Raw genomic sequence first — 21783 nt, forward strand, 5'->3', positions numbered from 1 at the left:
TGCTAGCTTCGGGAGAAACCGGGAGGAGCAGAGATGGTCGAGGTGTCACTGCGGGTCAACGGATCCGCGCAACTGCTGGACGTCCCGCCCCAGGTGAGCCTGCTCGACGCACTGCGCGAGGAGCTGGGCCTGACGGGCACGAAGAAGGGCTGCGACCAGGGGGCATGCGGCGCGTGCACCGTCCTGGCCGACGGCGACCGCATCAACTCCTGCCTCGCGCTGGCGGTGCAGTACGACGGGCGGGAGATCACCACGGTCGAGGGGCTCGGCCACCCGCTGCAGGAGGCGTTCGTCCGCGCCGACGGCCTGCAGTGCGGCTACTGCACGCCGGGCCAGCTGTGCTCCGCGGTGGGCATGCTCGCCGAGCACAAGGAGGGCGCGCCGAGCGCCGTCACCGAGCACCTGACCGCCTCGCCGGAGCTGAGCGACGAGGAGATCCGCGAGCGGATGAGCGGCAACCTGTGCCGCTGCGGCGCCTACAACGGCATCGTCGACGCGATCCGGGAGGTCGCGGAATGAGATCGTTCACCTACGTCAGCGCCCCGGACGTGCCCGCCGCGCTGGCGGCCGTCGCGGACGGCGACGCCAAGTTCCTCGGCGGCGGCACGAACCTCGTCGACCTGATGCGCGAGGGCATCGAACAGCCGGCCACCGTGGTCGACGTCAGCCGCCTCCCGCTGACCGCCGTCGAGGAGCTGCCCGGCGGCGCCGTCCGCATCGGCGCCCTCGTGCGCAACAGCCGCCTCGCCGCCCACCCGGTGATCCGCGCCCGGTACCCGGTGCTGGCGCACGCGGTCCTGCACGGCGCGTCGGCCCAGCTGCGCAACATGGCGACCGTCGGCGGCAACCTGATGCAGCGCACCCGCTGCCTCTACTTCTACGACGACGCCGCGCCGTGCAACAAGCGCACGCCCGGCAGCGGCTGCGGCGCCCTCGACGGGTTCGCCCGGTCCACCGCCGTTCTCGGCGTGAGCGACCACTGCATCGCCACCCACCCCTCCGACATGGCCGTCGCGCTGGCGATGCTCGACGCGGTCGTCGAGGTGGAGAGCACCCGCGGCACCCGGCGCATCCCGATCGGCGACTTCCACCGCACGCCCGGCGACACCCCGCACGTCGAAACGGCGCTGGCGCCCGACGAGCTGATCACCGCGGTCGAGCTGCCGCCGGCGCCGGTGGCCGCGAACTCCCGGTACCGCAAGGTGCGCGACCGCGCGTCGTACGCGTTCGCCCTGGTCTCGGTCGCCGCCGCGCTGCGCGTCGAGGACGGCGTGATCGCTGAGGCGCGTGTGGCGCTGGGCGGGGTCGCGACGAAGCCGTGGCGCGCGGCCGAGGCCGAGCGGCTCCTGGTCGGCCAATCGGCCACCGACGACACCTTCCGCCGCGCCGCCGAAGCCGAACTCGCGCCGGCGATCACCCGGGAAGCCAACGCGTTCAAGGTCGGCCTGGCCGTCCGCACGATCGTGGCGACCCTGCGTCAGCTGGCCACCGGGGGAGGTGCGGCATGAGCGTCATCGGCGCCCCGCTGGACCGCCGCGACGGCCCGGCCAAGACGGCCGGCGCGGCGCGGTTCGCGGCCGAGCACCTCCGTCCCGGCCTCACGCACGCCGCACTGGTGCACGCCACGGTCAGCCGCGGCCGCGTCACCCGCCTCGACACCACGGCGGCGAGCGCGGTGCCCGGCGTGATCACCGTCCTGACCCACCACAACGCGCCCCCGCTCAAGCCGGCGCCCAAGGTGAACCCGCTCAACCTCAGCACGCTGGTGTCCGGCACCTCGGTGAACTACCTGCAGGACGACGAGGTCCACTTCGACGGGCAGCCGGTCGCCGTGGTGGTGGCGGAAACCTCGGCCGCGGCGAAGGAAGCGGCGGCGCTCGTGCGCGCGGAGTACGCCCTGCTGCCATCCACTGTGGACTTCGAGTCGATGGCGCCACACGCGAAGAAGCAGCCGTACAGCCCGGTCTCCCCAGGCGCGGCGAAGAAGGGCGACGCGGAGAAGGCGTTCGGCGAGGCGCCGGTGACCGTGGACCACCGGTACACCACGCCGCCGCACCAGCACAACGCGATCGAACCGCACGCCACCATCGCGGAGTGGGACGGCGACCGGCTGACCGTGCACGACTCCACCCAGTCCATCGACTGGTGCCGCAACCACCTCGCCATCCGCTTCGGCGTGCCTGCCGCCGACGTGCGGGTGATCGCACCGTTCGTCGGCGGCGGTTTCGGCGGCAAAGCCATGGTCTGGCCGGGCACGATCCTCGCCGCGCTGGCCGCCCGCGCGACCGGACGGCCGGTGCGGCTCGCGCTGACCCGCGAGGACGTGTACCGCACGGTCGGCGGCCGGACGCCGTCGATCCAGCGCGTCGCGCTCGGCGCGGACCGCGACGGCGCGCTGACCGCGTTGATCCACACGAGCGTGACCCGCACCGGCCGCGTCGGTGGCGCGCCCGAGCAGGTCACCTCGCAGTCGCGGCACCTCTACGACGCGGACCACATCCTCATCCGGGCGAGCACGGTCGAACTGGACCTGGTGCCGAACACGTCGATGCGCGCGCCGGGCGAGTCGATCGGCACGTTCGCGGTCGAGTCGGCGGTCGACGAACTGGCCGCCGAGCTCGGCATGGACCCGATCGAGCTGCGGATGCGCAACGAACCCGAGCGCAACCCCTTGGACGGCAAGGAGTTCACCCATCGCAGGTTGCGGGAGGTCTACGAAGCCGGCGCGCGGCGGTTCGGCTGGCGGGACCGGGCGCCGGAGCCGGGCGTGACGCGGGACGGCCGGTGGCTGGTCGGGATGGGGGTGGCCACGGCCTACCACCCGGCGTGGGTGTTCACGGCCAACCTGACGCTGCGGCTGTCGGCCGACGGCACGGTCCTCCTGCGCTGCGGCTTCCAGGAGATGGGCATGGGCGCCGCGACGGCGCTGGCGCAGGTCACCGCGGACGCGCTCGGCGTGCCGGTCGACTCGGTGCGCGTCGAGTACGGCGATTCGGCGCTGCCGATGGCGCCCGCCGCGGGCGGTTCGATGCAGACCGCGAGCGTGGCGGCCAGCGTGCTCGACGCGGTCGAGAAGCTGAAGCGGCGGCTGCCGAAGGGGGCCGGGGATCCGGTGGCGGCCGTGCGGCGGGCGGGGATGCCGCACGTGGAGGTGTCGGTCGGGTCGGACACCCGGTTCGGCCGCCTCGCCGGGCAGGCGCGGCTCATCGGCCGGTTCGTGCGCGACCGGCGACGGGTGCGGGCCGCGACCGGGGCGCAGTTCTGCGAGTTGCGCGTCGACCCGGACACCGGCGAGGTGCGGATCTCGCGGTGGCTGGGGGTGTTCGACATCGGCACGGTGGTCAACACGAAGACCGCGGCGAGCCAGCTGCGCGGCGGGATCGTGATGGGCATCGGCATGGCACTCTCCGAGGAGACCCTGGTCGACCCGCGCACCGGGCGGATCATGAACCCCAGCCTGGCCGAGTACCACGTGCCCGTGCACGCCGACGTGCCGCGTATCGAAGTGTCCACACTGGACGACCCGGACCCGACGACGCCGCTGGGTATCGTCGGCGCCGGCGAGGTGGGCATCACCGGGGTGGCGGCGGCGGTGGCGAACGCGGTGTTCCACGCGACCGGCAGGCGGGTGCGCGACCTGCCGATCACGCTGGACAAGGTCATCGGGTGACGAAGGTCGCCATCATCGCCATGTCCTCGTGCTCCAGGTTGTGGCAGTGCACCACATACCGGCCCGCGTAGCCGGTGAAGCGGACCGCCAGGTCGAGGTACTCGTGTGGCCGCAGGTCCACGGTGTCCTTCCACCCGGCGTCCGCGGGTGACGGCGGGTCGCCGCGGCGGGTGAGCACCTGGAACGGGCTCAGGTGGACGTGCACCGGGTGGTGGGCGTCGCTGACGAGCCGCCACACCTCGGTCTGCCCGAGCACCGGGTCCGCGTCCGAGCCGTCCGGGTCGAAGCGGTCGCCGTTGACCATCCACATGCGGTGGTCGCCGTGGTGCTCCAGCGAGAATCGCCACTCGCGGGTCCGCGCGGCACGGGCCGGGTCGAGGCGCTCGATCCGGCTCAGCACCGGCGGCACCGCGCTGTCGTCGGCGGCCCGCCGCGTCACCCGGAACCGCATCATGTCCGAGGTCGTCCGGTCGCCGAGGAGGTTCCGCAAGGTCACCTCGGCGCCCGGGGCGAAGGCGGCGAAGTCGACCACGACGTCGAACCGCTCACCCGGCGCGACCGGCAGTTCGGCGTGCGTGACCGGGGTTTCCAGCAGCCCGCCGTCGGACCCGATCTGCATCAGCGGCGCGCCCGGCCGCAGGGCGAGCAGGTAGCGGCGGGCGTTGGAGGCGTTGAGGATCCGGAACCGGTACCGCACGGCCGCGACCTCCAGCACGGGCCACGGCGCGCCGTTGACGAGGACGACATCGCCGAGCACGCCCTCCATGAAGTCCTCGACCACGCCCGGACGGCTCAGGGCAGGGTCGAGCGAGGGGTAGGCGAAGGAGCCGTCCTCGGCGAACGCGCGGTCGGTGATCACCAGCGGGACCTCGCGCTCGCCGCGCGGGAGCGGCAGCGCGTCCTCCTCGTCGTCACGCACCAGGTGCATCCCGAGCAGACCGCGGTAGACCTGCGGGCCGGTGAAGTCCATGCGGTGGTCGTGGTACCAGAGCGTGGCCGCCCGCTGCGTGCCCGGGTAGACGTGGTCGCGGGGGCCGTGCGCGGCCTCGGTGGGGAAGCCGTCGTGCTCGGGCGGGGTGTGACCGCCGTGCAGGTGCACCACGGTGGGCACCGGCAACTGGTTGTCGTGCGTGACGACCATCGGCCGTCCGCTGCGGCTGACGACCGTCGGGCCGGGGAAGCGCCCGTCGTAGGCGAGCACCCGGGTGCGCAGGCCGGGCAGGATCTCCAGGTCGGTCTCCCGCTGGGTGATCCGGACGTGGTCGCCGGTCACCTCCGGCGGTACCGGCAGGGGCGCGGTGAACGGCTCGGGCAGCCGCGCGCCGCTGCGCACGAGCTCCGCGGTCTGGCTCGGCCTGGCGAGCAGCGGCCCGAACCCGGCCGCGGCGAGCCCGGCGAGCCCGGCCGCGCCGAGGAAGCCGCGGCGGGTCATCCTCATCGCGACCGCCTCCGCGCCGCGGACTCCCGGAACAGCCAGACGGTCAGCAGGACCTGCGCGGCGACCAGCGTGACCCCGAGCGGGACGTGGACCGCCACGTCGCCCGAGTACCCGAAGCCGGTCTGGAGCTGCTCGGTGAGCGCGATCCCGACCGCGGCGGCCAGCGGCCAGAACCGGCCGTGCCCGCCCCACACGTAGACCACCGCGACGACCACCTGGATCACGCCCAGCCCGCTGACGACCATCGAGTTCAGCTCGTGCACGCCCAGCGCGTCGATCTCACCGGCCAGGAACTCCCCGGCGAACACGGGCTGCGCGACCACGCACACCGCGTGCAGAACGGTGACCACCCGCAACACCGCCAGCGTCCGGCGCGGGCCGATGACGGGGGCGTCGGCGGTGGCGGTCATCGCCGGCTCCCGCGCGCCAGCAGCAGCGACCACACCGGCAGCCCGAGCCAGCCGATCGCGCCGAGGACCACCCCGATACCACCGACGGCGTACTGACCCGCCGACTCGGACGGCAGCGCCAGCGCGCCCCACACCAGCAGCGCCCCAGTGAGGTACCCGGCGCCGACCACCGTGCCGCAGCGCCGGAGCGTCCGCGGCAGCCCGCGGCTGACCAGCAGCACCCAGGCGAACACGAACACGAAGCAGCCGGTCACCCACCACACCTGGGTCTCGAACTCCAGCACGTCGGCGAGCAGCAGCGCCTGCAGCACGACGACGCCGGTCATCGCCGCGACCCCGGCGACCGCGACCCGGCCGCCCAGTGCGACCGCGACCGGCACGAGCGCCGCGAACTGCACCGCCACCAGCACGTCGTTCACCGGGCCCGTCCAGGCCAGCTGCCCCGGCACGTCCCGCCACGCCTCTCCCGAGGCGAAGAACAGGATCAGCAACACGTTGGCTGCGGCGCCCGCAACCCCAGCGGCCAGGGCGAACCCGCTCGTGTCCCGCCGCGTCCCGGTCATCGTTCCGGTCATCTCGGTCACCTCGTTCCTCGTGCGGTTCCCGGGACGCTAGGAGCGGCGGGCACGCGGCGGAACGGGGTGGACCGCGGGGGCGGGGCGCGGTCTTCCACCATGGACTCCCGCTGCCCGGCGGCCGACAATGCGGTGATGGTCCAGGGGTCCGCGGCCCTGAGGTGGACGGGCATCGCGCTCGGCGCCGCCGGGCTCGCCGCGGCCACCGGGCGGGCGCTGTTCACCCCGCAGCCCGGCGGCACGCTCGGCGCGCTGAGCTGGACCGCCTTCGGCGTCGCGCCGTTGTTCGTCGTCGCCGTGTGGCTGGTGCGCCGCAAACCCGATCACCCGCAGGCGCGGCGGCTGCTCCTGGTGGGCAGCGCGCTGGCGGTCAACGTCGGCATCGAGGGCCCGATCCGCTCCGCCTACTCTCGCTCGGGCGCCGGCGACTGGTTCTGGCTCGCCAACCTCGTCTGGCAGTACACCGGCCTGCTCGCGATGATCGGCGCGGCCCTGCTGCTGGCGTCCTTCCCGGACGGTGTGGTCGAGCAGCGGTGGCAGCGGATCGTGCTCCGGCTGCTGTGGGCGCACCTGCTGCTGCCGCCGCTGCTGTTGCTGGCCCGGCCGACCCTCGTCGTTGACGGCTACCTGCTCGACCCCGACCCGCTGATCGCGAACCCGTTCGCGGTGCCATGGCTGTCCTGGCTCGACGGCCCGCTCACCTCGGCCATGCTGGGCTACTACGGGTTCGTCGCGGTGTGCCTGCTCTTCGTCCGGTTCGCGCGGGCGGGCCGCGCGCAGCGGGCGCGGATGCGGCTGCTCGTCGTCGTGTCGGCGGCGCTGCTGGTGATCTACCCCGCGCAGATGGTCCTCGCCGACCGCTACGGCGCTCCGGAGCCGTGGTGGGTGCGGCTGCTCGCGGTCGCGGGGGTCGTCCTGCTGGCGATGGTCCCGGTGACCATCGTCGTCGGCGTGGTGCGGCACCGGTTGTTCGACATCGAGGTGGCGCTGCGCCGCTCGATGGTGTTCGCCGCGTTGTCGGCCGGCATCGCCGCCGTCTACTTCGGACTTGCCGCGGCCCCCGGTCTCGCACTGGGCGACCGGCTGCCGGTGGAGCTGGCGGTCGTGCTGACCATCGCCGTGGCCGCCGCGATCCAGCCCGTGCGCCGCCGCCTCGAAGCGCTGGCGGGCAGGCTGGTGTTCGGCGAGCGGGTCAACCGCTACCAGCTGGTGACCGACTTCGGCGTCGCGCTGGAGAACACCCTCGACCTCGGCGAGCTGCTGCCGCGGCTGGCCGCGACAGTGTGCCGCGGTCTGTCCGCGTCCTGGGTGCGGGTGTCGGTGCCCGGATCGGCCGCCACCGCGGGCGAGCCGCACGGGCCGCCCGCGCTGCGGGTGCCGCTGGAGCGGGCGGGCGAGGTGATCGGGCACATCGAGTGCGGGCCGCGGGACGGCGGCTACGACGAGGCGGACCGGGACCTGCTGGCCACGCTGGCCCGGCAGGCCGCGCCGGCGATCGCCAACGTCGGGCTCACCACGCGGCTGGCCGAGCAGGTCGCGGAGCTGGGCCGGTCGCGGGCGCGCCTGGTGGCCGCGGAGGACGGCGAGCGGCGCCGGATCGAGCGCGACATCCACGACGGCGCGCAACAGCAGGTGGTCGCGTTGATCATGAAACTGCGGCTGGCCCGCAACCAGGTCGGCCGCGGCGAGCGGGAACCCGCGGCGGTGCTGGACGAGCTGCAGCGCGACGCGCGGGACCTGCTCACCGACCTGCGCGAGCTGGCGCACGGCATCCACCCGCCGGTGCTGAGCGACCAGGGGCTGGTCGCGGCGGTCGAGGCGCGGGTGGACCGGCTGCCGCTGGAGGTCGCCGTCCGGGCCGGCGACACGTTGCGCGGCGAGCGGCTCGGGGCCGAGGTCGAGGGCGCGGCCTACTTCGTCATCTGCGAGGCCCTGACGAACGTCGTCAAGCACGCGGCGGCGCGCAGCGCGGACATCGACCTGGCACGGCACAACGGCACGCTCGTCGTGCGGGTGCACGACGACGGGATCGGGCTCGCGGCCGGGGAGTCCGGCCACGGCATGACGAACCTGCGTGACCGGGTCGAGGCGATCGGCGGCAGGCTGCGCGTGGACAGCGCGGCCGGCGCCGGGACCACGGTGTGCGCGGAACTGCCGGTGGCGGGTCATGGCTGAGCGGCTGCGGATCGTGCTCGCGGAGGACAACTACCTCGTCCGCGAAGGCACCCGGCGTCTGCTGGAGGACTCCGGGGAGGTCGAGGTGCTGGCCGCGGTCGGGAACGCCGGCGAGCTGCGTGACGCGGTGCGGCGGCTGCGGCCGGACGCGGTGCTCACCGACATCCGGATGCCGCCGGGGCACCACATGGAAGGGATCGAGGCGGCGCACGCCATCCAGGCCGAGCACCCGGGCACCGGGGTGGCGGTGCTGTCCCAGCACACCGACGAGAGCTACGCGTTCGCGTTGCTGCGCAACGGGACCGCGGGACTGGCCTACCTGCTGAAGGACCGGCTCGGCGACCTGGAGGACCTGATCCGGGCGTTGCGGGCGGTGGCCCGCGGCGGGTCGGTCATCGACCCGCAGGTGGTGGACGCGCTGGTCGCGCGGCGGACGCGCACGGTCACCTCGCCGCTGACCGCGCTCACGCCGCGTGAGCTGGACGTGCTGCGGGAGATGGCGCAGGGCAAGACGAACGCGGGCATCGAACGCAGCCTGCACCTGTCGGCGTCCACTTTGGAAAAACACGTGAACTCGATCTTCGGCAAGCTCGGGCTCGCCGAGGAGCCGGTGCACCGCCGCGTCGCCGCGGTGCTCACGTTCCTGCGTGAGCACCGCGACTAGCGGGGGTCAGCCGGTCAGTACCACCACTGGTTCTGCGCGCCCGCCACGTACTGCCACAGCTGCACGACGGTGCCGTTGCGGTAGCTGGTGTTCAGGTCCGCGTCGAGGTACCGGCCGCTCTGCACGTTCTGCAGCCGCAGGTAGCCCTCGGGGATCTCGCTGGCGGCGAACCACTGGTTCTTCGCGCCCGCCACGTAGTCCCACAGCTGCACGACGGTGCCGTTGCGGTTGATCGTGTTCAGGTCGGCGTCGAGGTAGCGGCCGCTGTACGCGTTCTGGAACCGGTAGTAGCCCTCCGGGATCAGCCGGATGTACCAGGCCTGCTGAGCCGCGTACTGGTCACACGCCCACAGCTGCACCTTGGTGCCGTTGCGGTTGATCGTGTTGAGGTCCGCGTCCAGGCAGCGCGACGGGTCCGAGGCCGGGCCGAGCAGGTAGGCCTGCTCCTCGGCCATCGTGTTGACGCCGCCCTTGACCTGGTTCGGGTGCGCCGGGCGCAGCACCAGGCCGTCCAGCGACGTGACCGGCTCGCCGGCCTGCTGGGCCGCGCCCGCGTTCGGCGCCACGAACAGCGACAGCAGGCCGGCCAGCAGTGCCGCGGCCGCGAACGGCCGCTTCAGTCTTCTCATGGGTTCCCCATTCCGTGACGGGGCGCGGAATCCTCCGGCCGCACCCCGGGAACTGGATCTTCGCCGTGGCGGCGCTCCGGAGTCGACCACATTTCCCGGACGCTCAACAACGCTGTTCAACGGTGTAACGGACCGGTATCGCGAACGATCTCTCCAGTGCTGCCACAGTTTCGCGGAGAGGATCGCCGGTGCGCCTGGAGCTGAAGTCGCGCGACCTCACCCGCGTGGGGCTGTCCAACGCCGCCGATCCGTGCTGGGAGCTGGCGAGCAGCGTGCGGCTGCTGCTGGACGAGGAGGTGGCGTTCGGCTGGTGGCGGCGCCGCGTCCAGGGGCGGCTGCCGGAGTCCTTCCCGGTGCTGCGGTGGCTGTACGGGTCGGGGGAGGTGCCGGAGTTCCTGCTGCCCGCGGGCGGTGACCTGGCGTCCGGGCTCGCGGCGGTGCTGGGCACGCCGCCGGACCGGGTGCGGGCCGCGCTGGCGGCGCTGCCGGAACCGCGCGGCCTGCCACCGTGGGCCGCGGCGTTGCGGTCCGGTTCGGACGCCGCGCTGTCGCGGCTGGTGCAGGCGTTGCGGGAGTACTTCATGGTCGCGCTGGCGCCGCACTGGGACACCGTGCGGGCGCGGGTCGAGGTGGACCGGCAGGCGCGGATCCAGGCGCTGGCCGACGGTGGGGTGGACGGTCTGCTGGCCACGCTGCGCCCGGTGCTGCGGTGGGAGCCGCCGTACCTGGTGACGGGCGTGGCGAGCCCCGGCACGCCGCGGCGGACGGCCGGGGTGCTGCTGGTGCCCACCTACTTCACGGTGCAGCCGTGGATCGTGCCCGGCTCGGCGGGCCCGGTGCGCCTCGGATACCCCGCGGCGGCCGAAGACCCACGCGTCCGCCGGGCCCCGCACGCCACCCCGCGCGCCCTGGCGGCGCTGCTGGGCCCGACCCGCGCGGCGGCGATGGTCCTGGCGGCGGCCGGGTGCAGCACCTCGGACCTCGCGGCGCGCTTGGGAGTGACCCCGTCCGCGGCGAGCAAGCACATGTCGGTGCTGCGGGCGGCCGGCCTGATCGCGAGCCACCGCAACCGCAACACGGTGCGTCATTCACTGACCCCACTGGGAATGGCGTTGGTGGACGGCGCTTCGGCCTGAGCGAGCCCAGGCATCCGGGCAGCGGCGGCGGAATGGTGGGACATACCGCCGGCTGGGGCGGCGCGCGGGTGCGGCGCTAGGCACGCGTGGGATCGTGCGTGGCCGCGACTGCCCTGGTCGTACCGCGCATCGCGCTGTTGGGCGGTGCTGCGGCCCACGGCGGTTGCCGGCCGGTGCGGCACCCCCGGAATGAGCGAGCCCGGCGCCACGACCGCGGCGCGGCCCCGCCGAATGACACTTGCCGGGTGCGGCGGCGCTTCAGCCTGGGTGTGGCCCGGCGCGCGGCGATGGTGCTCAGGCGTGGGGAATGGCGGGGCGCTGCTGGATGGGGCGGCGCGTCGGTACGGGTTGAGGCGCGATGGGATCGCGCGTGGCCGCCGTGTGGCACTTTGTCGCGCGGGCGGCGCTTCGGCGTCAGCGAGCCCGGGCAGCGGCGCAGGGCTCTCGGGATGGTGGGCGCCTCCGCCCGTTGGTGTCAGGTTGGCGGGGCGCGCGGCGGGATTCGGCGTGGTGCCTGTGGCCGGGCCGCCGTGTGGCACTTTGTCGCGCGGGCGGCGCTTCGGCCTGAGCGAGCCCAGGCATCCGGGATGGCGGTTGCCGGCCGGTGCGGCACCCCCGCATGAGCGAGCCCCGGCGCCAGGGCAGCGGCGCCGGGGCTCGGGGAGAAGGCGGGGCGGCTAGTGCGCCGTCGCCTTCTCGGCGCCGGCGCCGGTCAGCGAGCGCACCTCCATCTCCGCGTGCTTGCGCTCGTCGTGCTCCTTCGACAGCAACGTGCCGACGATGCCGAGCAGGAACGACGCCGGGATGGACACCAGGCCCGGGTTCTGCAGCGGGAACCAGTCGAAGTCCGCGTTCGGCAGCATCGACTTCGGCGTCCCGGACACGGCGGGCGAGAACACGATCAGCGTGATCGTGATCGCCAGGCCGCCGTAGATGCTCCACAGCGCACCCGAGGTGTTGAACCGCTTCCAGAACAGCGAGTACAGGATCGTCGGCAGGTTCGCCGACGCCGCCACCGCGAACGCCAGCGCCACCAGGAACGCGACGTTCTGGTTCTTCGCCAGGATGCCGCCGACGATCGCGACCGCACCGATCACCACGGCGGTGATCCGGGCGACCCGCACCTCGCCGTTGGGGTCGTCCACCTTGCCCTTCTTGATCACGTTCGCGTAGATGTCGTGCGCGAACGACGCCGACGCGGTGATCGTCAGCCCGGCCACCACGGCGAGGATCGTCGCGAAGGCGACCGCGGCGATGAACCCGAGCAGCACCGGCCCGCCCAGTTCCAGCGCCAGCAGCGGCGCCGCCGCGTTCTCCGAACCCGGCGCCTTCCGGATCACGTCCGCGCCGACGAGCGCGTTCGCGCCGTAGCCGAGCACAAGCGTGAACAGGTAGAACAGCCCGATCAGCGCGATCGCCCACACCACCGATCGACGGGCTTCCTTCGCGGTCGGCACGGTGTAGAACCGCATCAGCACGTGCGGCAGGCCCGCGGTGCCCAGCACGAGCGCCAGGCCCAGCGACAGGAAGTCGATCTTCGACGTCCCGGTCGCGCCGTAGCGGGCGCCCGGGTTCAGCACCGCCTCGCTGGAGCGGTCCACCGCGCCCTGCAGCAGCGCGGACAGGTTGAGCCCGTACTTGCCGAGCACCCACACGGTCATCAGCGCGGCGCCCGCGATCAGCAGGACCGCCTTGATGATCTGCACCCAGGTGGTGCCCTTCATGCCGCCGACGAGCACGTAGATGATCATCACGACACCCACGACGGCGATGACCACCGACTGCCCGATCCCGCTGGACACGCCCAGCAGCAACGAAACCAGCACACCGGCGCCGGCCATCTGCGCCAGCAGGTAGAAGAAGCTCACCGCGAGCGTGGACGTCGCCGCCGCCGCGCGCACCGGCCGCTGCCGCATCCGGAACGCCAGCACGTCGCCCATCGTGAACTTGCCGGTGTTGCGCAGCAGTTCGGCGACCAGCAGCAGCGCGACCAGCCACGCCACCAGGAAGCCGATGGAGTACAGGAACCCGTCGTAGCCGTACACCGCGATGGCGCCGGCGATGCCGAGGAACGACGCGGCCGACAGGTAGTCACCGGCGATCGCGACGCCGTTCTGCGGTCCGGTGAACGCGCGCCCGGCCGCGTAGTAGTCCGACGCGGTCTTGGTGTTGCGGCTGGCCCGCAGCACGATCACCAGTGTGACGGCCACGAACAGGCCGAAGATGCTGATGTTGAGCGCGGGGCTGCTGCCCGCGACTCCCGCGGCGAGGTTCATCGCGCGCCTCCCTCGACGTCCTCACGGATGCGGTCGGCGATCGGGTCCAGCTTCCGGTTGGCGAAGCGGACGTACAGGCCGGTGATCAGGAACGTGGACACGAACTGCAGCAGTCCCAGCAGCAGTCCGACGTTGAAGTTGCCGACCAGCTTGGTCGACATGAACCCGTGCGCGTAGTCGGCGAGCAGGACGTAGAGCAGGTACCAGCCCAGGAACAACGCGGTCATCGGGAAGACGAAGCCCCGCAGCCTTCGGCGCAGCTGCGCGAATTCGGGGCTGGAGTGGACCCGCGTCCACTCCTCGTGGCCGAGATCGTGCTCGGTGGCCGCCACTGGAGACCTCCTTGTCGTGTGGTGGCGGACACGTTAGGAGGTCACGACGTGCGGCGCCGTGGCGTGGCGACCAACCGTCAGCGGGCGCGACGAACGGTCGACAAGCGGTCGCGGAAACCGGTCGAACGGCGGCGCGGACCGGCCTGGCGCGGCGGGTTCTCGTCCAGGTGCAGCCGCAACATGGCGGTGATCGCCCAGGCGGGCGGCCGCCCGCGCAGGGACACCACCACCATCGTGCCGAAAGCCAGCGGAACCGACCAGGGCGCGGGCTGGGCGAGCAGGATCGCGAGCACGCCGTGCACGTCCGCGCCGGCCAGGGTCGCGAGGATCGCGCCGGACGACGCGAGCAGTCCGGTGAGGACCCCGGCGATCGCGCCGCGCGCGGTCAGCCGCGACCACCAGATGCCGAGGACGAGCAGCGGACAGAACGTCGACGCCGCGACCGTGAACCCCCACGTGACGAGCACGCCCGCGTCGAGGTGCACGGCGAACAGGGCGAGCAGCACCACCGCGGCCGCGGCGGCGACGACGGTGCCGCGCAGCCGGGCCAGCCCGCCCGGCGCGAGGTCGTGCGCGATCGCGCCGGACACCGCCAGCAGCAAGCCCAGTGAAGTGGCGAGGAACGCGGCGAACGCGCCCGCGGTGAGCAGGCCGGTGAACAACGTGCCCGCCCAGCCGGTGTCGACCTGCATCGGCAGCGCGACGACCGCGGTGTCGGTGGCGCCGGACAGGTACAGGTGCGGCACCAGGACCCGGCCGAGCACGCCGTAGACGCCGGGGAAGACGTAGAACGCGGACAGCAGCGCCACGGTGAGGGCGGCGGTGCGGCGGGCGGCGCGGCCGTCGGGGCTGGTGTGGAAGCGCATGATCACGTGCGGCAGGCCCATGGTGCCGAGCACGATGGCGACCAGGACGGCGAGGGTGCCGAGCAGCGGGTGGCCTTCGTTGTCCAGGTTGAGCAGCGGCCGTTCCCAGCCCGCGGAGCCCGGCGGGGCGGTGCCGGGCAGCCGCGGGACCGGTTGCCCGGCGAGGAAGACGAGTTCCTCGCCCGCGGCGAAGGTGTGCGGGCCGGGGGTGAGCGTGACCGGTGTGCCGTCGGGCTCCCTGGCCTGGATGGGCTGGGTGGCCTCCAGGGTGACGTCGACGCGGAAGACCACGCGGGTGTCCTGGCGGAGCTGGGTGAATTCGGCGGGGTGCAGGGCCTCGTCGCGCGCGGCGGCGCCGGCCGTGATCGCCAGCCACAGCGCGGGGACGGCGAACAGGACGACCTTCAGCACGAACTGGAAGGCCTGCACGTAGGTCGCCGCGCGCATCCCGCCGAGCGCGAGCGTGGTGGCGACGGCGGCCCCGGCGAGGACGACGCCGACCCAGTAGGGCGTGCCGCTGACGACGCTCAGCACCAGGCCGGACGTGCGGAACTGGGGGACGAGATAGAGCGCGCCGATGACGAGCACGACGACGGCGGCGAGCCTGCGCAGCGCCGGGGAGGCGAGCCGGGCTTCGGCGAAGTCGGGCACGGTGAGCGCCCCGGAGCGGCGCATGGGGGCGGCGACGAGGACGAGCATGGCGATGTACCCGGCGGTGAAGCCGACCGGGTACCAGAGCGCGCCGACCCCGTCCTTGACGACGAGCCCGGCGACGCCGAGGAACGAGGCCGCGGAGAGGTACTCGCCCGACACGGCGGCCGAGTTGAGCAGCGGAGTGACCCGGCGGGAGGCGACGAGGAAGTCGGAGGTGGTGCGCATGGCGGCGACCCCGCGCAGCCCGATGAAGAGCGTGACGAGGACGACCGGGGCGACCGCGAAGAGACCGACCATCAGGGCTGCTCGGTTCGTTTGGCGCGGGGCGGGTGCGCGGGTGGGGTGACCGTGGAGGGGTGGGCCGTCATGGCTGCTCGGTGTGTTCGGCGTGGGGCGAGTGCCCGGGCGTGTCGGGCGGCGGGTGCGGGGTGGCTGGCCATCAACGTTTCTCGGCTCGTTCGGCGCGGCGCAGGTGCCAGTGCCCGAGCCCGATGAGCAGCGGGTACGGCACGACCGCCAGCACCAGCCAGGAAACCGGCACCCCGGCGAGGCGGGTGTGGTCGAGCGCGGGCCAGACCGCGAACAGGACCGGCAGCCCGGCGAGCACCGCGAAGAGCAGCAGCAGAGCGGCGACCGCCCGGCGGCGTTGACGGCGGTAGTTCTGCAAGGCGCGCTCGGCGTCGGCCGCTTCGAGCCGCGGCGGGCGCCAGCGCCCCCGCTGCCTACGACGCGCATGGGCGAGCCGGGTCTGCGGACTCATCACCGCGACACGGCGGTTGGGCATTCAGCACCTCCCCGCGGCGTAGGGGACAGGGGTACTCACTCCGGATCCGCAGGTGAGGGCATCCCGGAGCGTGCCGCCGCTGCGCGGCAGCCGCCGCAGCGGCGCGCGGAAGCGTCCGCCGGGCCGCCTATGATCGGCGCGGCGCGCCGCGGTGGGGAGTGCCATGATCACCGCCCCAGCTCGCTGCGCTGCGCCGCGCGCAACAGGCGTTCCCGCAGCTCGCGGGCGTGCCGTCGGCTCACCGGGACGTCCCCGGCCGCCGTGTGCGCCAGCAGCCCTCCGACAGAATCGCTGCGCAGTTCGCGCACCGCGTCCAGCGCCACCAGGTAGCCGCGGTGCACCCGCACGAACCCGCTGCCCTCCCAGTACTCCGCGAGCCGCGAGATCGGCATCCGCACCACGTGCACGCCCCCGCGCGTGTGCAGCTTGACGTAGTCGCCCTGCGCCTCGACGAACAGCACCTCGCTGCGCCGCACGTACCGCGTCCGCCCCCGCGACTCGACCGGCAGCGCCGCGAGCGCGTCGGCAAGTTCGGGCGACCTCGGCGCGCCCGCGGGCAGCATCCGCAGCACCTTCCCCAGTGCGGCCGACAACCGTTCCGCGCGCACCGGTTTCAGCAGGTAGTCCACCGCGCCGATGCCGTACGCCGTCACCGCATGCCCGTCGTGCGCCGTTACGAACACGATCACCGGCGGTTCGCTCAGCTTCGCCAGCAGGCCGGCCAGTTCGAGCCCGTCCAGGCCGGGCATCGAGATGTCCAGGAACACCGCGTCGAACCGCTCGCTCTGGATCATCCGCAGCGCGGTCAGCGCGTCACCGGCGCCGGTCACCTCCGCCACCTCGGGCGCCTCCCGCAGCAGCTGGCAGATGTCCTCCAGCGCGGGTGGCACGTCGTCCACCGCGAGCACGCGCAGCCCGGTCACGGCAGGACCACCCCGGGCTGGAACATCGGCACCCGCACCACGACGCGGGTGCCCGCGCCCGGCGCGGTTTCCACGACCAGGCCGTACCAGGGGCCGTAGACGCTGCGCAGCCGCCGGTCGACGTTGGCCAGCCCGACGCGCTCGCCGTCGCCGGAGAGCACCGCTTCCGCGTCCGCGGGGGGCATGCCGACGCCGTCGTCCTCCACGCTGATCACGCAGTCGTTCCCTTCCGCCTCGCCGCGCACCGAGACCGTGCCGGGCCTGCCGAGCGGCTCGATCCCGTGCCGGATGGCATTTTCGACCAGCGGCTGCAGCACCAGGTACGGCACCGGCACGGCGAGCACGTCCGGCGCGACGCGGATCTGTACGCGCAACCGGTCGCCGAGGACGGCCCGCTGCAGCGCGAGGTAGGTCTCGATGGCGTGGAACTCGTCCGCGAGCGCGGTGTACTCGCCGTGCCTGGCGAGACTGTGCCGGATGTAGTCGGCGAAGTCGAGCATCAGTTCGCGGGAGCGGTCGGGGTCGGAGCGCACCAGCGACGCGATGACGGTGAGCGCGTTGTAGACGAAGTGCGGGGAGATCTCCGCGCGCAGCGCCCGCAGTTCCGACTGCGCCGCCAGCTCCGCGGACGCCTCCAGCCTGCCCCGTTCCAGCGCGCCGGCGACCAGCCGGGCCACCTCCTGCACGGCCTTGCGCGGCGCCTCGCCCTCGACGACGAGCACCCCGGCGAGCTCGCCGTCGACGTCGAGGGGCACCGCCCGCAGCGGCGCCTTCCCGGCCGGCGTCTCGCTGTGCAGGACGGCGGAGACGAGTTCGCGGGCCGCGTCCTCGTCGGCGGGGTGACCGGCCCAGGTGGTCGAGCCGGAGAGGTCGGCCAGACCGGCCGCGGGCACGCCGAGCAGGGACCGGACGCCCTTCGCCGCCGCCCGCGCGCCCGGCCCGGACAGCCCGTCGGCGAGGTGCCCGGCGACGCCCCGCGCGGTGGCGAGCACGTCGGCGGCGTCCGGGGCGCGCCGGGCACGCCACAGGGCGCGCACGCCCGCAGGCTCTTCCTCGGCGACCACCAGTCCTCCCATCGACCACGATGAGTGCCGGTCGATAGTACGGGGCGGACCTGCCCCGCACGGGGGTTGGCGGGGGCGGTGCTCCTGGTATACAAAGAGGTGAGCCCGTCCCCGCGATCATGGGGTGTGGCAGCCGTGACCCTTCGCCGAACGGGATCCTGCTGTGACGGGCTTCGTCCACCCCCTCCGCGACCTCGTCGCACTCGAAATCAGCCACGTCCGCCGCTACTCCTGGTGGACGACGCCGTCCCTGGTGGACGACTGCGTCGAGCTGTGGACCTCCTCCGCGTGCCTGGGCCTGCCCTTCGCGCTCGATGGCGGCGACGAGATCGGGCGCGTGGAGTTCGCGATGGTGGACCTCGTCGAGCGCACCCTCCCCCAGATCGATGTCGTGCTGTTCCACGGGCTCGCCGAGACAGTGCGTGCGTTCGTCGTAGAGCACGCCGTAGGAGCGCGGGACACCGTTGACCCGCCGCGCGCGGTGGTGGTGCGGGACGTGCGGATCGAGCGGAACTGGGGCGAACTCGGTCCGGCCGTTCTCACCAGCGTGCTGTGGGACTTGCGCCGGATCGCCCGGTTCGCCCTCGTCGGTGTCGACCAGCTGGACCAGGTGCATTGGCGGCCCGGGCAGCGGGAGCGCGCCGGTCTGAGCCCGTGTGCCGGCCTGCACGTGGCCGATCTGCGGGACCAGCGCCTGCTCCGGCCGACGCAGGAGATCCTCCGCCACTACGAGGGCAGTGGTGTCTGCGGTGCCGTCACGACCCTGCCCGAGGAGGCGTTGGGCGAGCTGGCCGCGGCGCCCGGCGGGCGGCTCGTGCCACGGCTGGATGCCGAATGCGTCCTCGAACCCGGCCACCGTCGTCAGCACTGCGCCCGGGTGCAGATCGCCGGCGAGGAGCACCACTGGGTCCTGTGGGACGACCACGGCCGGGATCTCGTGGTGCGGCCGCGGTGCTTGATACCGCCGCCGCGGCGAGGCGGCCCGGAATTGCTGCGGGCCATGCTCGACCCGGACGCCACGCACCCGCCGGTCTGTGCGTTCCCCGCCGGGCACGGTGGGCGGCACCAGTTCGAATTCGACCTGCCGCGGCCCCAGCCTCGCGTCGATTTCCGCACCCGTGGCGGCACCGCAATCGAGGTCCGGTACGGCGAGACGAGGATCGAGGTCCGGGATGTCGACGCCCACCCGTGAGCGCGCGCCGATCACACCTTCGGTGGTCGTGGCCGCAGCCTTGGAGCTGACCCGGTGGCGGGGCCTGTCCGGCTGGTCCCTGCGGGACCTGGCCACGGCGGTCGGTGCGCGTACGAACGTGATCCGCCACCACGTCGGCAACCGGGCCGATGTCGAGGCGGCCGTCGTGGCGGAGGCGTGCGCCGGGATCGGCCTTCCCGTGCACGGCGAGTGGGTGGACTGGATCCGTGCGCTCGCCGGCCGGATGCGGGCGGCTTTCGACCGGTACCCGGGGGTCGGCACGGTGGCGGCCACCGGAACCGGGCCTGCCGCTCCCATGCTGGAGGCCATCGCGGAGCGTCTCGCCGACGCCGGCTTCGGCGCGGAGAGCGGGCTGGCAGCGCGTGCGGTACTGGCGGAGATCTGCTTGTCCCGCGGACCGGGGCTGGATCTGCTGCTCGCAGGCCTCACCGCCCGGCTGGCCGGATTGGGAGGTGAGCGCTGGTGACTGCGCGGATCGTCGAGGTCACCACATCCGGCCCGACCGGGACGAACAGCAGGAGCGGTCACCCCGGACGGCGGCGGGGAAAATCCATCCTCACCCGCCTGCTCGGGCACAGGTCCAGCTCGGCACGGTTTCGACGGGTCCGGGCGCGCGACAGGACGTAGGTTTGCACGAGCTGACGTTGACGTTCCACGACGAATGGCAGGACCTGGGGGAGCAATGGCGAGCGATCTGGGCGGCGAGGTGACCGGAATCGTCTACGGCCCTCGTCACACCACGGACCGCGCCACCTGCGGTGGTGTCTACGACGTCCAGTTGGGCGGCGGCGGGCACACCGCGCACGACCGCGAGGCGGCTCGTCGGATGCTGGAGGAGTTCCCGCCGGAGCATCGCGGGGTTCCGGAGGCCGTCGCACGGTTCAACCGTCAGTTCCTCGTCCGGTCCGTGCGGTACGCGCTGAACTCCGGTGTCCGCCAGTTCCTCGAACTCGGTTGTGGGTTTCCCCGGTGGGGCAACGTGCACGAGATCGCCCAGCCCGGCCAGCCTGACGCACGTGTCGTCTACGTCGACTACGAACAGGCTCCGGTGGACGAGTACCGGAAGTTGCTCACGGGGAACGCGAAGACGGCGGTGGTGCACGCGGACGTCCGGGAGCCGGAGACGATCCTCGAAGACAGTGCTGTGCAAGCCCAGTTGGACTTCAGCGAGCCGGTGTGGCTCGGCATGCTGTGTGTTCTTTCGTTCGTGCAGCTCCGCGAAGGGGAGGATCTGTACGAGGTCGTGCGCCAGTACACCGACAAGTTGGCGCCTGGCAGCTGTTTTGCCCTTTCCCTCGGCTGCGGTGACGATCTTCCGGCCGAGGCTCTTCCGCCATTCATCACACTCTCACACGTGTACGAGCGCGACGTCGGAACCCCGTTCGTGCTGCGCAACGTTTCGCAGGTCGAGCGGTTCTTCGACGGGATGACGCTCGCCACTCCGGTGACGTACCTGCCCGACTGCCTGCCCGAACCCGGGAACCATGTCAGTCACGCCGACTGGGCGAAGCGCACCATGCGCGGCGGTGTCGCCCTGGTGGACTCCTAGCCTCACAGCGCTTCGCTGATCCGGCACACCACGTACCGAACCTCGTCACCCTGGACGGGCGCGTCACCGACCGCCACGAACTCGAAATCACGCCACACGTCGGCGGACAACGTGGCGAGCCGCAGCCGTTGCGGTCCCACCACGCGGGCCGGGGTTGCTCCGGCTTCCCCGAGGAGTTTGGTCAGCGCAGGCACGTCGAAGGGATGTACCAGCTTGCGCACGTGATGGTCGGTCGGCACGGCTAGGTTCAACTCGCGGAAGAGGTTGTTCGCGGAATCAAGCTCTTCCAGCACCCGGTCGATGACGATCAGCGGATCGCGAGAGGCCTCGAGGAAGGCGCCGGCAAGCGGACGAGGAGTCGGAACGGGCTCGTTCTCCCGTGCTCCGACGTCCATGGCGGCGATGCCGTGGAACCACCCGGACCTGCCCGTGGCGGCACGTCCCGCCATGCGGAGCGCGACCGGTTGACCGGTCACCCGGTGCTGGGCCTTGAAGCTGCAGAGGTGGAGACCGCCGCTGTCGTCGTGCAGAAGCCTGTCGCGGAACTCCTGCACCGCAGGTCGCCACGAGTCCATCACGAGGTTCTGAAGGAAATAGGTGCCGTCCCACCAACGGCCGTGGGGAAACCTCAGGCGGGTGCCCGGTTCGCCGCGCGGGTTCGGCTGTGCCTCGTCGTCCGGCGGTGCCAAGCCGTACAGTTCGAAAAGCTCGTCGGTCCAGGCAATCAAGTTCTGGTGATCGGCCCCCGCTTCGGTGATGCGCCATTCCCAGCTGCCCACGAGCGGTGGCGGCACGGTGGCCCAATCTGTGGCGGCGTCGATGTAGCAACCCATGACCGCGACCACGGTCCCCGTGACGGGAGACAAGAGCGGCAGCACGCGGACCTTCCACTCGCGGCCCGCGTAGATCACCCGATCGGCCTCCACCCGGTTGCCCTCGCGCACGGCCTGGTCCAGCCGGTAGCGGAGCAGGTGCTGGGCGAGACGATGATCAAGCGCGTTCCGCGGCGCGACGCCGTGGTAACCAGCCTGACCTACCGCGAGAAGCAGTCCTACCTTGCGACCGCGCTGCCTATCGCGCTGCGGGTCGTCGGGCCGTGTGTCGACCAGGATCCAGTTGCCTTCCGCCGTTCCCGCGGGGCGCCGCGCGGCATTCACGTTCTTCACCGCCCTTCCCGTGACGGGTGCCGTCAGTCCGGAACTCCGGTCCAGAGGTTAACGAAATGTGAGGCCTGGTGAAACCGATCCACCCGACCAGGCCTAGACGGGGTGGCGGCACGGTATTTACCGTTTTTGCGGCAGTGCCGGATGACTCGGTGTTGCCGCACATTGTGCCCGTCCCGTTCCCATTCCGGGCGTGGCCGAAGCGGTATTGCCCTGCGTCTACACCGTGCGGGGTGATTCGTCAAGGCGCCGGAATTCGACG

Annotated in this window: 20 protein-coding genes; 9 read left to right on the plus strand and 11 right to left on the minus strand. The window is 72.7% G+C overall.

What is annotated here, in order from left to right:
- Positions 1 to 33 precede the first annotated feature (33 nt).
- Genes ACCP09_RS16100 through ACCP09_RS16110 form a run of 3 tightly spaced genes read left to right on the plus strand, consistent with a single transcriptional unit; the run spans position 34 to position 3670 of the window.
- The gene (locus tag ACCP09_RS16100) at positions 34 to 519 is read left to right on the plus strand and encodes a 2Fe-2S iron-sulfur cluster-binding protein (RefSeq protein WP_433747462.1); all 486 of its coding nucleotides are present in this window, start codon (positions 34 to 36) and stop codon (positions 517 to 519) included.
- A complete protein-coding gene (locus ACCP09_RS16105) occupies positions 516 to 1508 on the plus strand; it encodes an FAD binding domain-containing protein (RefSeq protein ID WP_433747465.1) in 993 nt (330 codons plus the stop codon). The genes ACCP09_RS16100 and ACCP09_RS16105 overlap by 4 nt, the downstream gene beginning before the upstream one ends.
- Positions 1505 to 3670, plus strand: a complete 2166-nt coding sequence (locus ACCP09_RS16110) for a xanthine dehydrogenase family protein molybdopterin-binding subunit (RefSeq protein ID WP_433747468.1) — start codon at positions 1505 to 1507, stop codon at positions 3668 to 3670. The genes ACCP09_RS16105 and ACCP09_RS16110 overlap by 4 nt, the downstream gene beginning before the upstream one ends.
- Here ACCP09_RS16110 and ACCP09_RS16115 read toward each other — a convergent pair.
- Genes ACCP09_RS16115 through ACCP09_RS16125 form a run of 3 tightly spaced genes read right to left on the minus strand, consistent with a single transcriptional unit; the run spans position 3660 to position 6093 of the window.
- Positions 3660 to 5108: a multicopper oxidase family protein gene (locus tag ACCP09_RS16115; protein WP_433747471.1), complete on the minus strand. Its 1449-nt coding sequence runs from the start codon at positions 5106 to 5108 to the stop codon at positions 3660 to 3662. The two genes, ACCP09_RS16110 and ACCP09_RS16115, sit on opposite strands and share 11 nt — an antisense overlap.
- Entirely contained in the window at positions 5105 to 5518 is a 414-nt protein-coding gene (locus ACCP09_RS16120; RefSeq protein WP_123685217.1) for a hypothetical protein, read from the minus strand. The genes ACCP09_RS16115 and ACCP09_RS16120 overlap by 4 nt, the downstream gene beginning before the upstream one ends.
- On the minus strand, positions 5515 to 6093 hold the full coding sequence (locus ACCP09_RS16125) for a hypothetical protein (RefSeq protein ID WP_433747475.1): 579 nt from the start codon (positions 6091 to 6093) through the stop codon (positions 5515 to 5517). Before ACCP09_RS16125 ends, ACCP09_RS16120 begins: the two co-directional genes overlap by 4 nt.
- Before the next feature lie 135 nt (positions 6094 to 6228).
- Between ACCP09_RS16125 and ACCP09_RS16130 the strand changes: the two genes are divergently transcribed.
- Both ACCP09_RS16130 and ACCP09_RS16135 read left to right on the plus strand, forming a co-directional pair.
- Positions 6229 to 8268, plus strand: a complete 2040-nt coding sequence (locus ACCP09_RS16130) for a histidine kinase (protein WP_433747478.1) — start codon at positions 6229 to 6231, stop codon at positions 8266 to 8268.
- Complete coding sequence (locus tag ACCP09_RS16135; RefSeq protein ID WP_027934598.1) at positions 8261 to 8932, plus strand: response regulator transcription factor; 672 nt, start codon at positions 8261 to 8263, stop codon at positions 8930 to 8932. The genes ACCP09_RS16130 and ACCP09_RS16135 overlap by 8 nt, the downstream gene beginning before the upstream one ends.
- A 14-nt stretch (positions 8933 to 8946) precedes the next feature.
- On the opposite strand, the gene ACCP09_RS16140 is transcribed toward ACCP09_RS16135, so the two are convergent.
- On the minus strand, positions 8947 to 9561 hold the full coding sequence (locus ACCP09_RS16140; protein WP_027934599.1) for an RICIN domain-containing protein: 615 nt from the start codon (positions 9559 to 9561) through the stop codon (positions 8947 to 8949).
- Between the two features lie 188 nt (positions 9562 to 9749).
- Here ACCP09_RS16140 and ACCP09_RS16145 point away from each other — a divergent pair, with 188 nt between their 5' ends.
- Positions 9750 to 10697, plus strand: coding sequence for an ArsR/SmtB family transcription factor (locus tag ACCP09_RS16145; protein WP_400990058.1), 948 nt, complete (start codon positions 9750 to 9752; stop codon positions 10695 to 10697).
- Between the two features lie 677 nt (positions 10698 to 11374).
- On the opposite strand, the gene ACCP09_RS16150 is transcribed toward ACCP09_RS16145, so the two are convergent.
- The 6 genes from ACCP09_RS16150 to ACCP09_RS16175 all read right to left on the minus strand — a co-directional run bounded on the left by ACCP09_RS16150 (position 11375) and on the right by ACCP09_RS16175 (position 17608).
- Positions 11375 to 12973, minus strand: a complete 1599-nt coding sequence (locus ACCP09_RS16150; protein WP_027934601.1) for a solute symporter family protein — start codon at positions 12971 to 12973, stop codon at positions 11375 to 11377.
- Positions 12970 to 13305 carry a DUF485 domain-containing protein gene (locus tag ACCP09_RS16155; protein WP_017984247.1) on the minus strand — a complete coding sequence of 112 codons (336 nt, stop codon included), beginning with the start codon at positions 13303 to 13305 and terminating at the stop codon, positions 12970 to 12972. The genes ACCP09_RS16150 and ACCP09_RS16155 overlap by 4 nt, the downstream gene beginning before the upstream one ends.
- Before the next feature lie 77 nt (positions 13306 to 13382).
- Complete coding sequence (locus tag ACCP09_RS16160) at positions 13383 to 15122, minus strand: cation acetate symporter (RefSeq protein ID WP_027934602.1); 1740 nt, start codon at positions 15120 to 15122, stop codon at positions 13383 to 13385.
- A 142-nt stretch (positions 15123 to 15264) separates the two neighbouring features.
- On the minus strand, positions 15265 to 15609 hold the full coding sequence (locus ACCP09_RS16165; protein WP_431905069.1) for a hypothetical protein: 345 nt from the start codon (positions 15607 to 15609) through the stop codon (positions 15265 to 15267).
- 167 nt (positions 15610 to 15776) lie between these two features.
- Positions 15777 to 16532 carry a LytR/AlgR family response regulator transcription factor gene (locus tag ACCP09_RS16170; RefSeq protein WP_433747486.1) on the minus strand — a complete coding sequence of 252 codons (756 nt, stop codon included), beginning with the start codon at positions 16530 to 16532 and terminating at the stop codon, positions 15777 to 15779.
- Complete coding sequence (locus ACCP09_RS16175; RefSeq protein ID WP_378336252.1) at positions 16529 to 17608, minus strand: sensor histidine kinase; 1080 nt, start codon at positions 17606 to 17608, stop codon at positions 16529 to 16531. Before ACCP09_RS16175 ends, ACCP09_RS16170 begins: the two co-directional genes overlap by 4 nt.
- Positions 17609 to 17759: 151 nt before the next feature.
- Between ACCP09_RS16175 and ACCP09_RS16180 the strand changes: the two genes are divergently transcribed.
- From ACCP09_RS16180 to ACCP09_RS16190, 3 genes are all read left to right on the plus strand, one after another.
- Complete coding sequence (locus ACCP09_RS16180) at positions 17760 to 18788, plus strand: hypothetical protein (RefSeq protein ID WP_433747490.1); 1029 nt, start codon at positions 17760 to 17762, stop codon at positions 18786 to 18788.
- 28 nt (positions 18789 to 18816) lie between these two features.
- Positions 18817 to 19275, plus strand: a complete 459-nt coding sequence (locus ACCP09_RS16185) for a hypothetical protein (RefSeq protein ID WP_433747493.1) — start codon at positions 18817 to 18819, stop codon at positions 19273 to 19275.
- 216 nt (positions 19276 to 19491) lie between these two features.
- Positions 19492 to 20358, plus strand: coding sequence for an SAM-dependent methyltransferase (locus ACCP09_RS16190; RefSeq protein WP_433747496.1), 867 nt, complete (start codon positions 19492 to 19494; stop codon positions 20356 to 20358).
- Between the two features lie 2 nt (positions 20359 to 20360).
- Here the strand turns inward: ACCP09_RS16190 and ACCP09_RS16195 are convergent, their stop codons facing one another.
- The gene (locus tag ACCP09_RS16195; protein ID WP_433747499.1) at positions 20361 to 21524 is read right to left on the minus strand and encodes a hypothetical protein; all 1164 of its coding nucleotides are present in this window, start codon (positions 21522 to 21524) and stop codon (positions 20361 to 20363) included.
- Between the last annotated feature and the right edge of the window lie 259 nt (positions 21525 to 21783).

The sequence above is a fragment of the Amycolatopsis sp. 3B14 genome (genome assembly GCF_050958625.1).
GTDB classification, from domain to species: Bacteria; Actinomycetota; Actinomycetes; order Mycobacteriales; family Pseudonocardiaceae; genus Amycolatopsis_E; species Amycolatopsis_E thermoflava.

Bases quoted from the DNA above. Each gene is read 5' to 3' on its own strand.
- ACCP09_RS16140 (WP_027934599.1), bottom strand. From the start codon at position 9,561: ATGAGAAGACTGAAGCGGCCGTTCGCGGCCGCGGCACTGCTGGCCGGC.
- ACCP09_RS16165 (WP_431905069.1), bottom strand. From the start codon at position 15,609: ATGCCCAACCGCCGTGTCGCGGTGATGAGTCCGCAGACCCGGCTCGCC.
- ACCP09_RS16135 (WP_027934598.1), top strand. From the start codon at position 8,261: ATGGCTGAGCGGCTGCGGATCGTGCTCGCGGAGGACAACTACCTCGTC.
- ACCP09_RS16190 (WP_433747496.1), top strand. From the start codon at position 19,492: ATGGCGAGCGATCTGGGCGGCGAGGTGACCGGAATCGTCTACGGCCCT.
- ACCP09_RS16120 (WP_123685217.1), bottom strand. From the start codon at position 5,518: ATGACCGCCACCGCCGACGCCCCCGTCATCGGCCCGCGCCGGACGCTG.
- ACCP09_RS16175 (WP_378336252.1), bottom strand. From the start codon at position 17,608: ATGGGAGGACTGGTGGTCGCCGAGGAAGAGCCTGCGGGCGTGCGCGCC.
- ACCP09_RS16160 (WP_027934602.1), bottom strand. From the start codon at position 15,122: ATGGTCGGTCTCTTCGCGGTCGCCCCGGTCGTCCTCGTCACGCTCTTC.
- ACCP09_RS16150 (WP_027934601.1), bottom strand. From the start codon at position 12,973: ATGAACCTCGCCGCGGGAGTCGCGGGCAGCAGCCCCGCGCTCAACATC.
- ACCP09_RS16110 (WP_433747468.1), top strand. From the start codon at position 1,505: ATGAGCGTCATCGGCGCCCCGCTGGACCGCCGCGACGGCCCGGCCAAG.
- ACCP09_RS16115 (WP_433747471.1), bottom strand. From the start codon at position 5,108: ATGAGGATGACCCGCCGCGGCTTCCTCGGCGCGGCCGGGCTCGCCGGG.
- ACCP09_RS16105 (WP_433747465.1), top strand. From the start codon at position 516: ATGAGATCGTTCACCTACGTCAGCGCCCCGGACGTGCCCGCCGCGCTG.
- ACCP09_RS16100 (WP_433747462.1), top strand. From the start codon at position 34: ATGGTCGAGGTGTCACTGCGGGTCAACGGATCCGCGCAACTGCTGGAC.
- ACCP09_RS16125 (WP_433747475.1), bottom strand. From the start codon at position 6,093: ATGACCGGAACGATGACCGGGACGCGGCGGGACACGAGCGGGTTCGCC.
- ACCP09_RS16130 (WP_433747478.1), top strand. From the start codon at position 6,229: ATGGTCCAGGGGTCCGCGGCCCTGAGGTGGACGGGCATCGCGCTCGGC.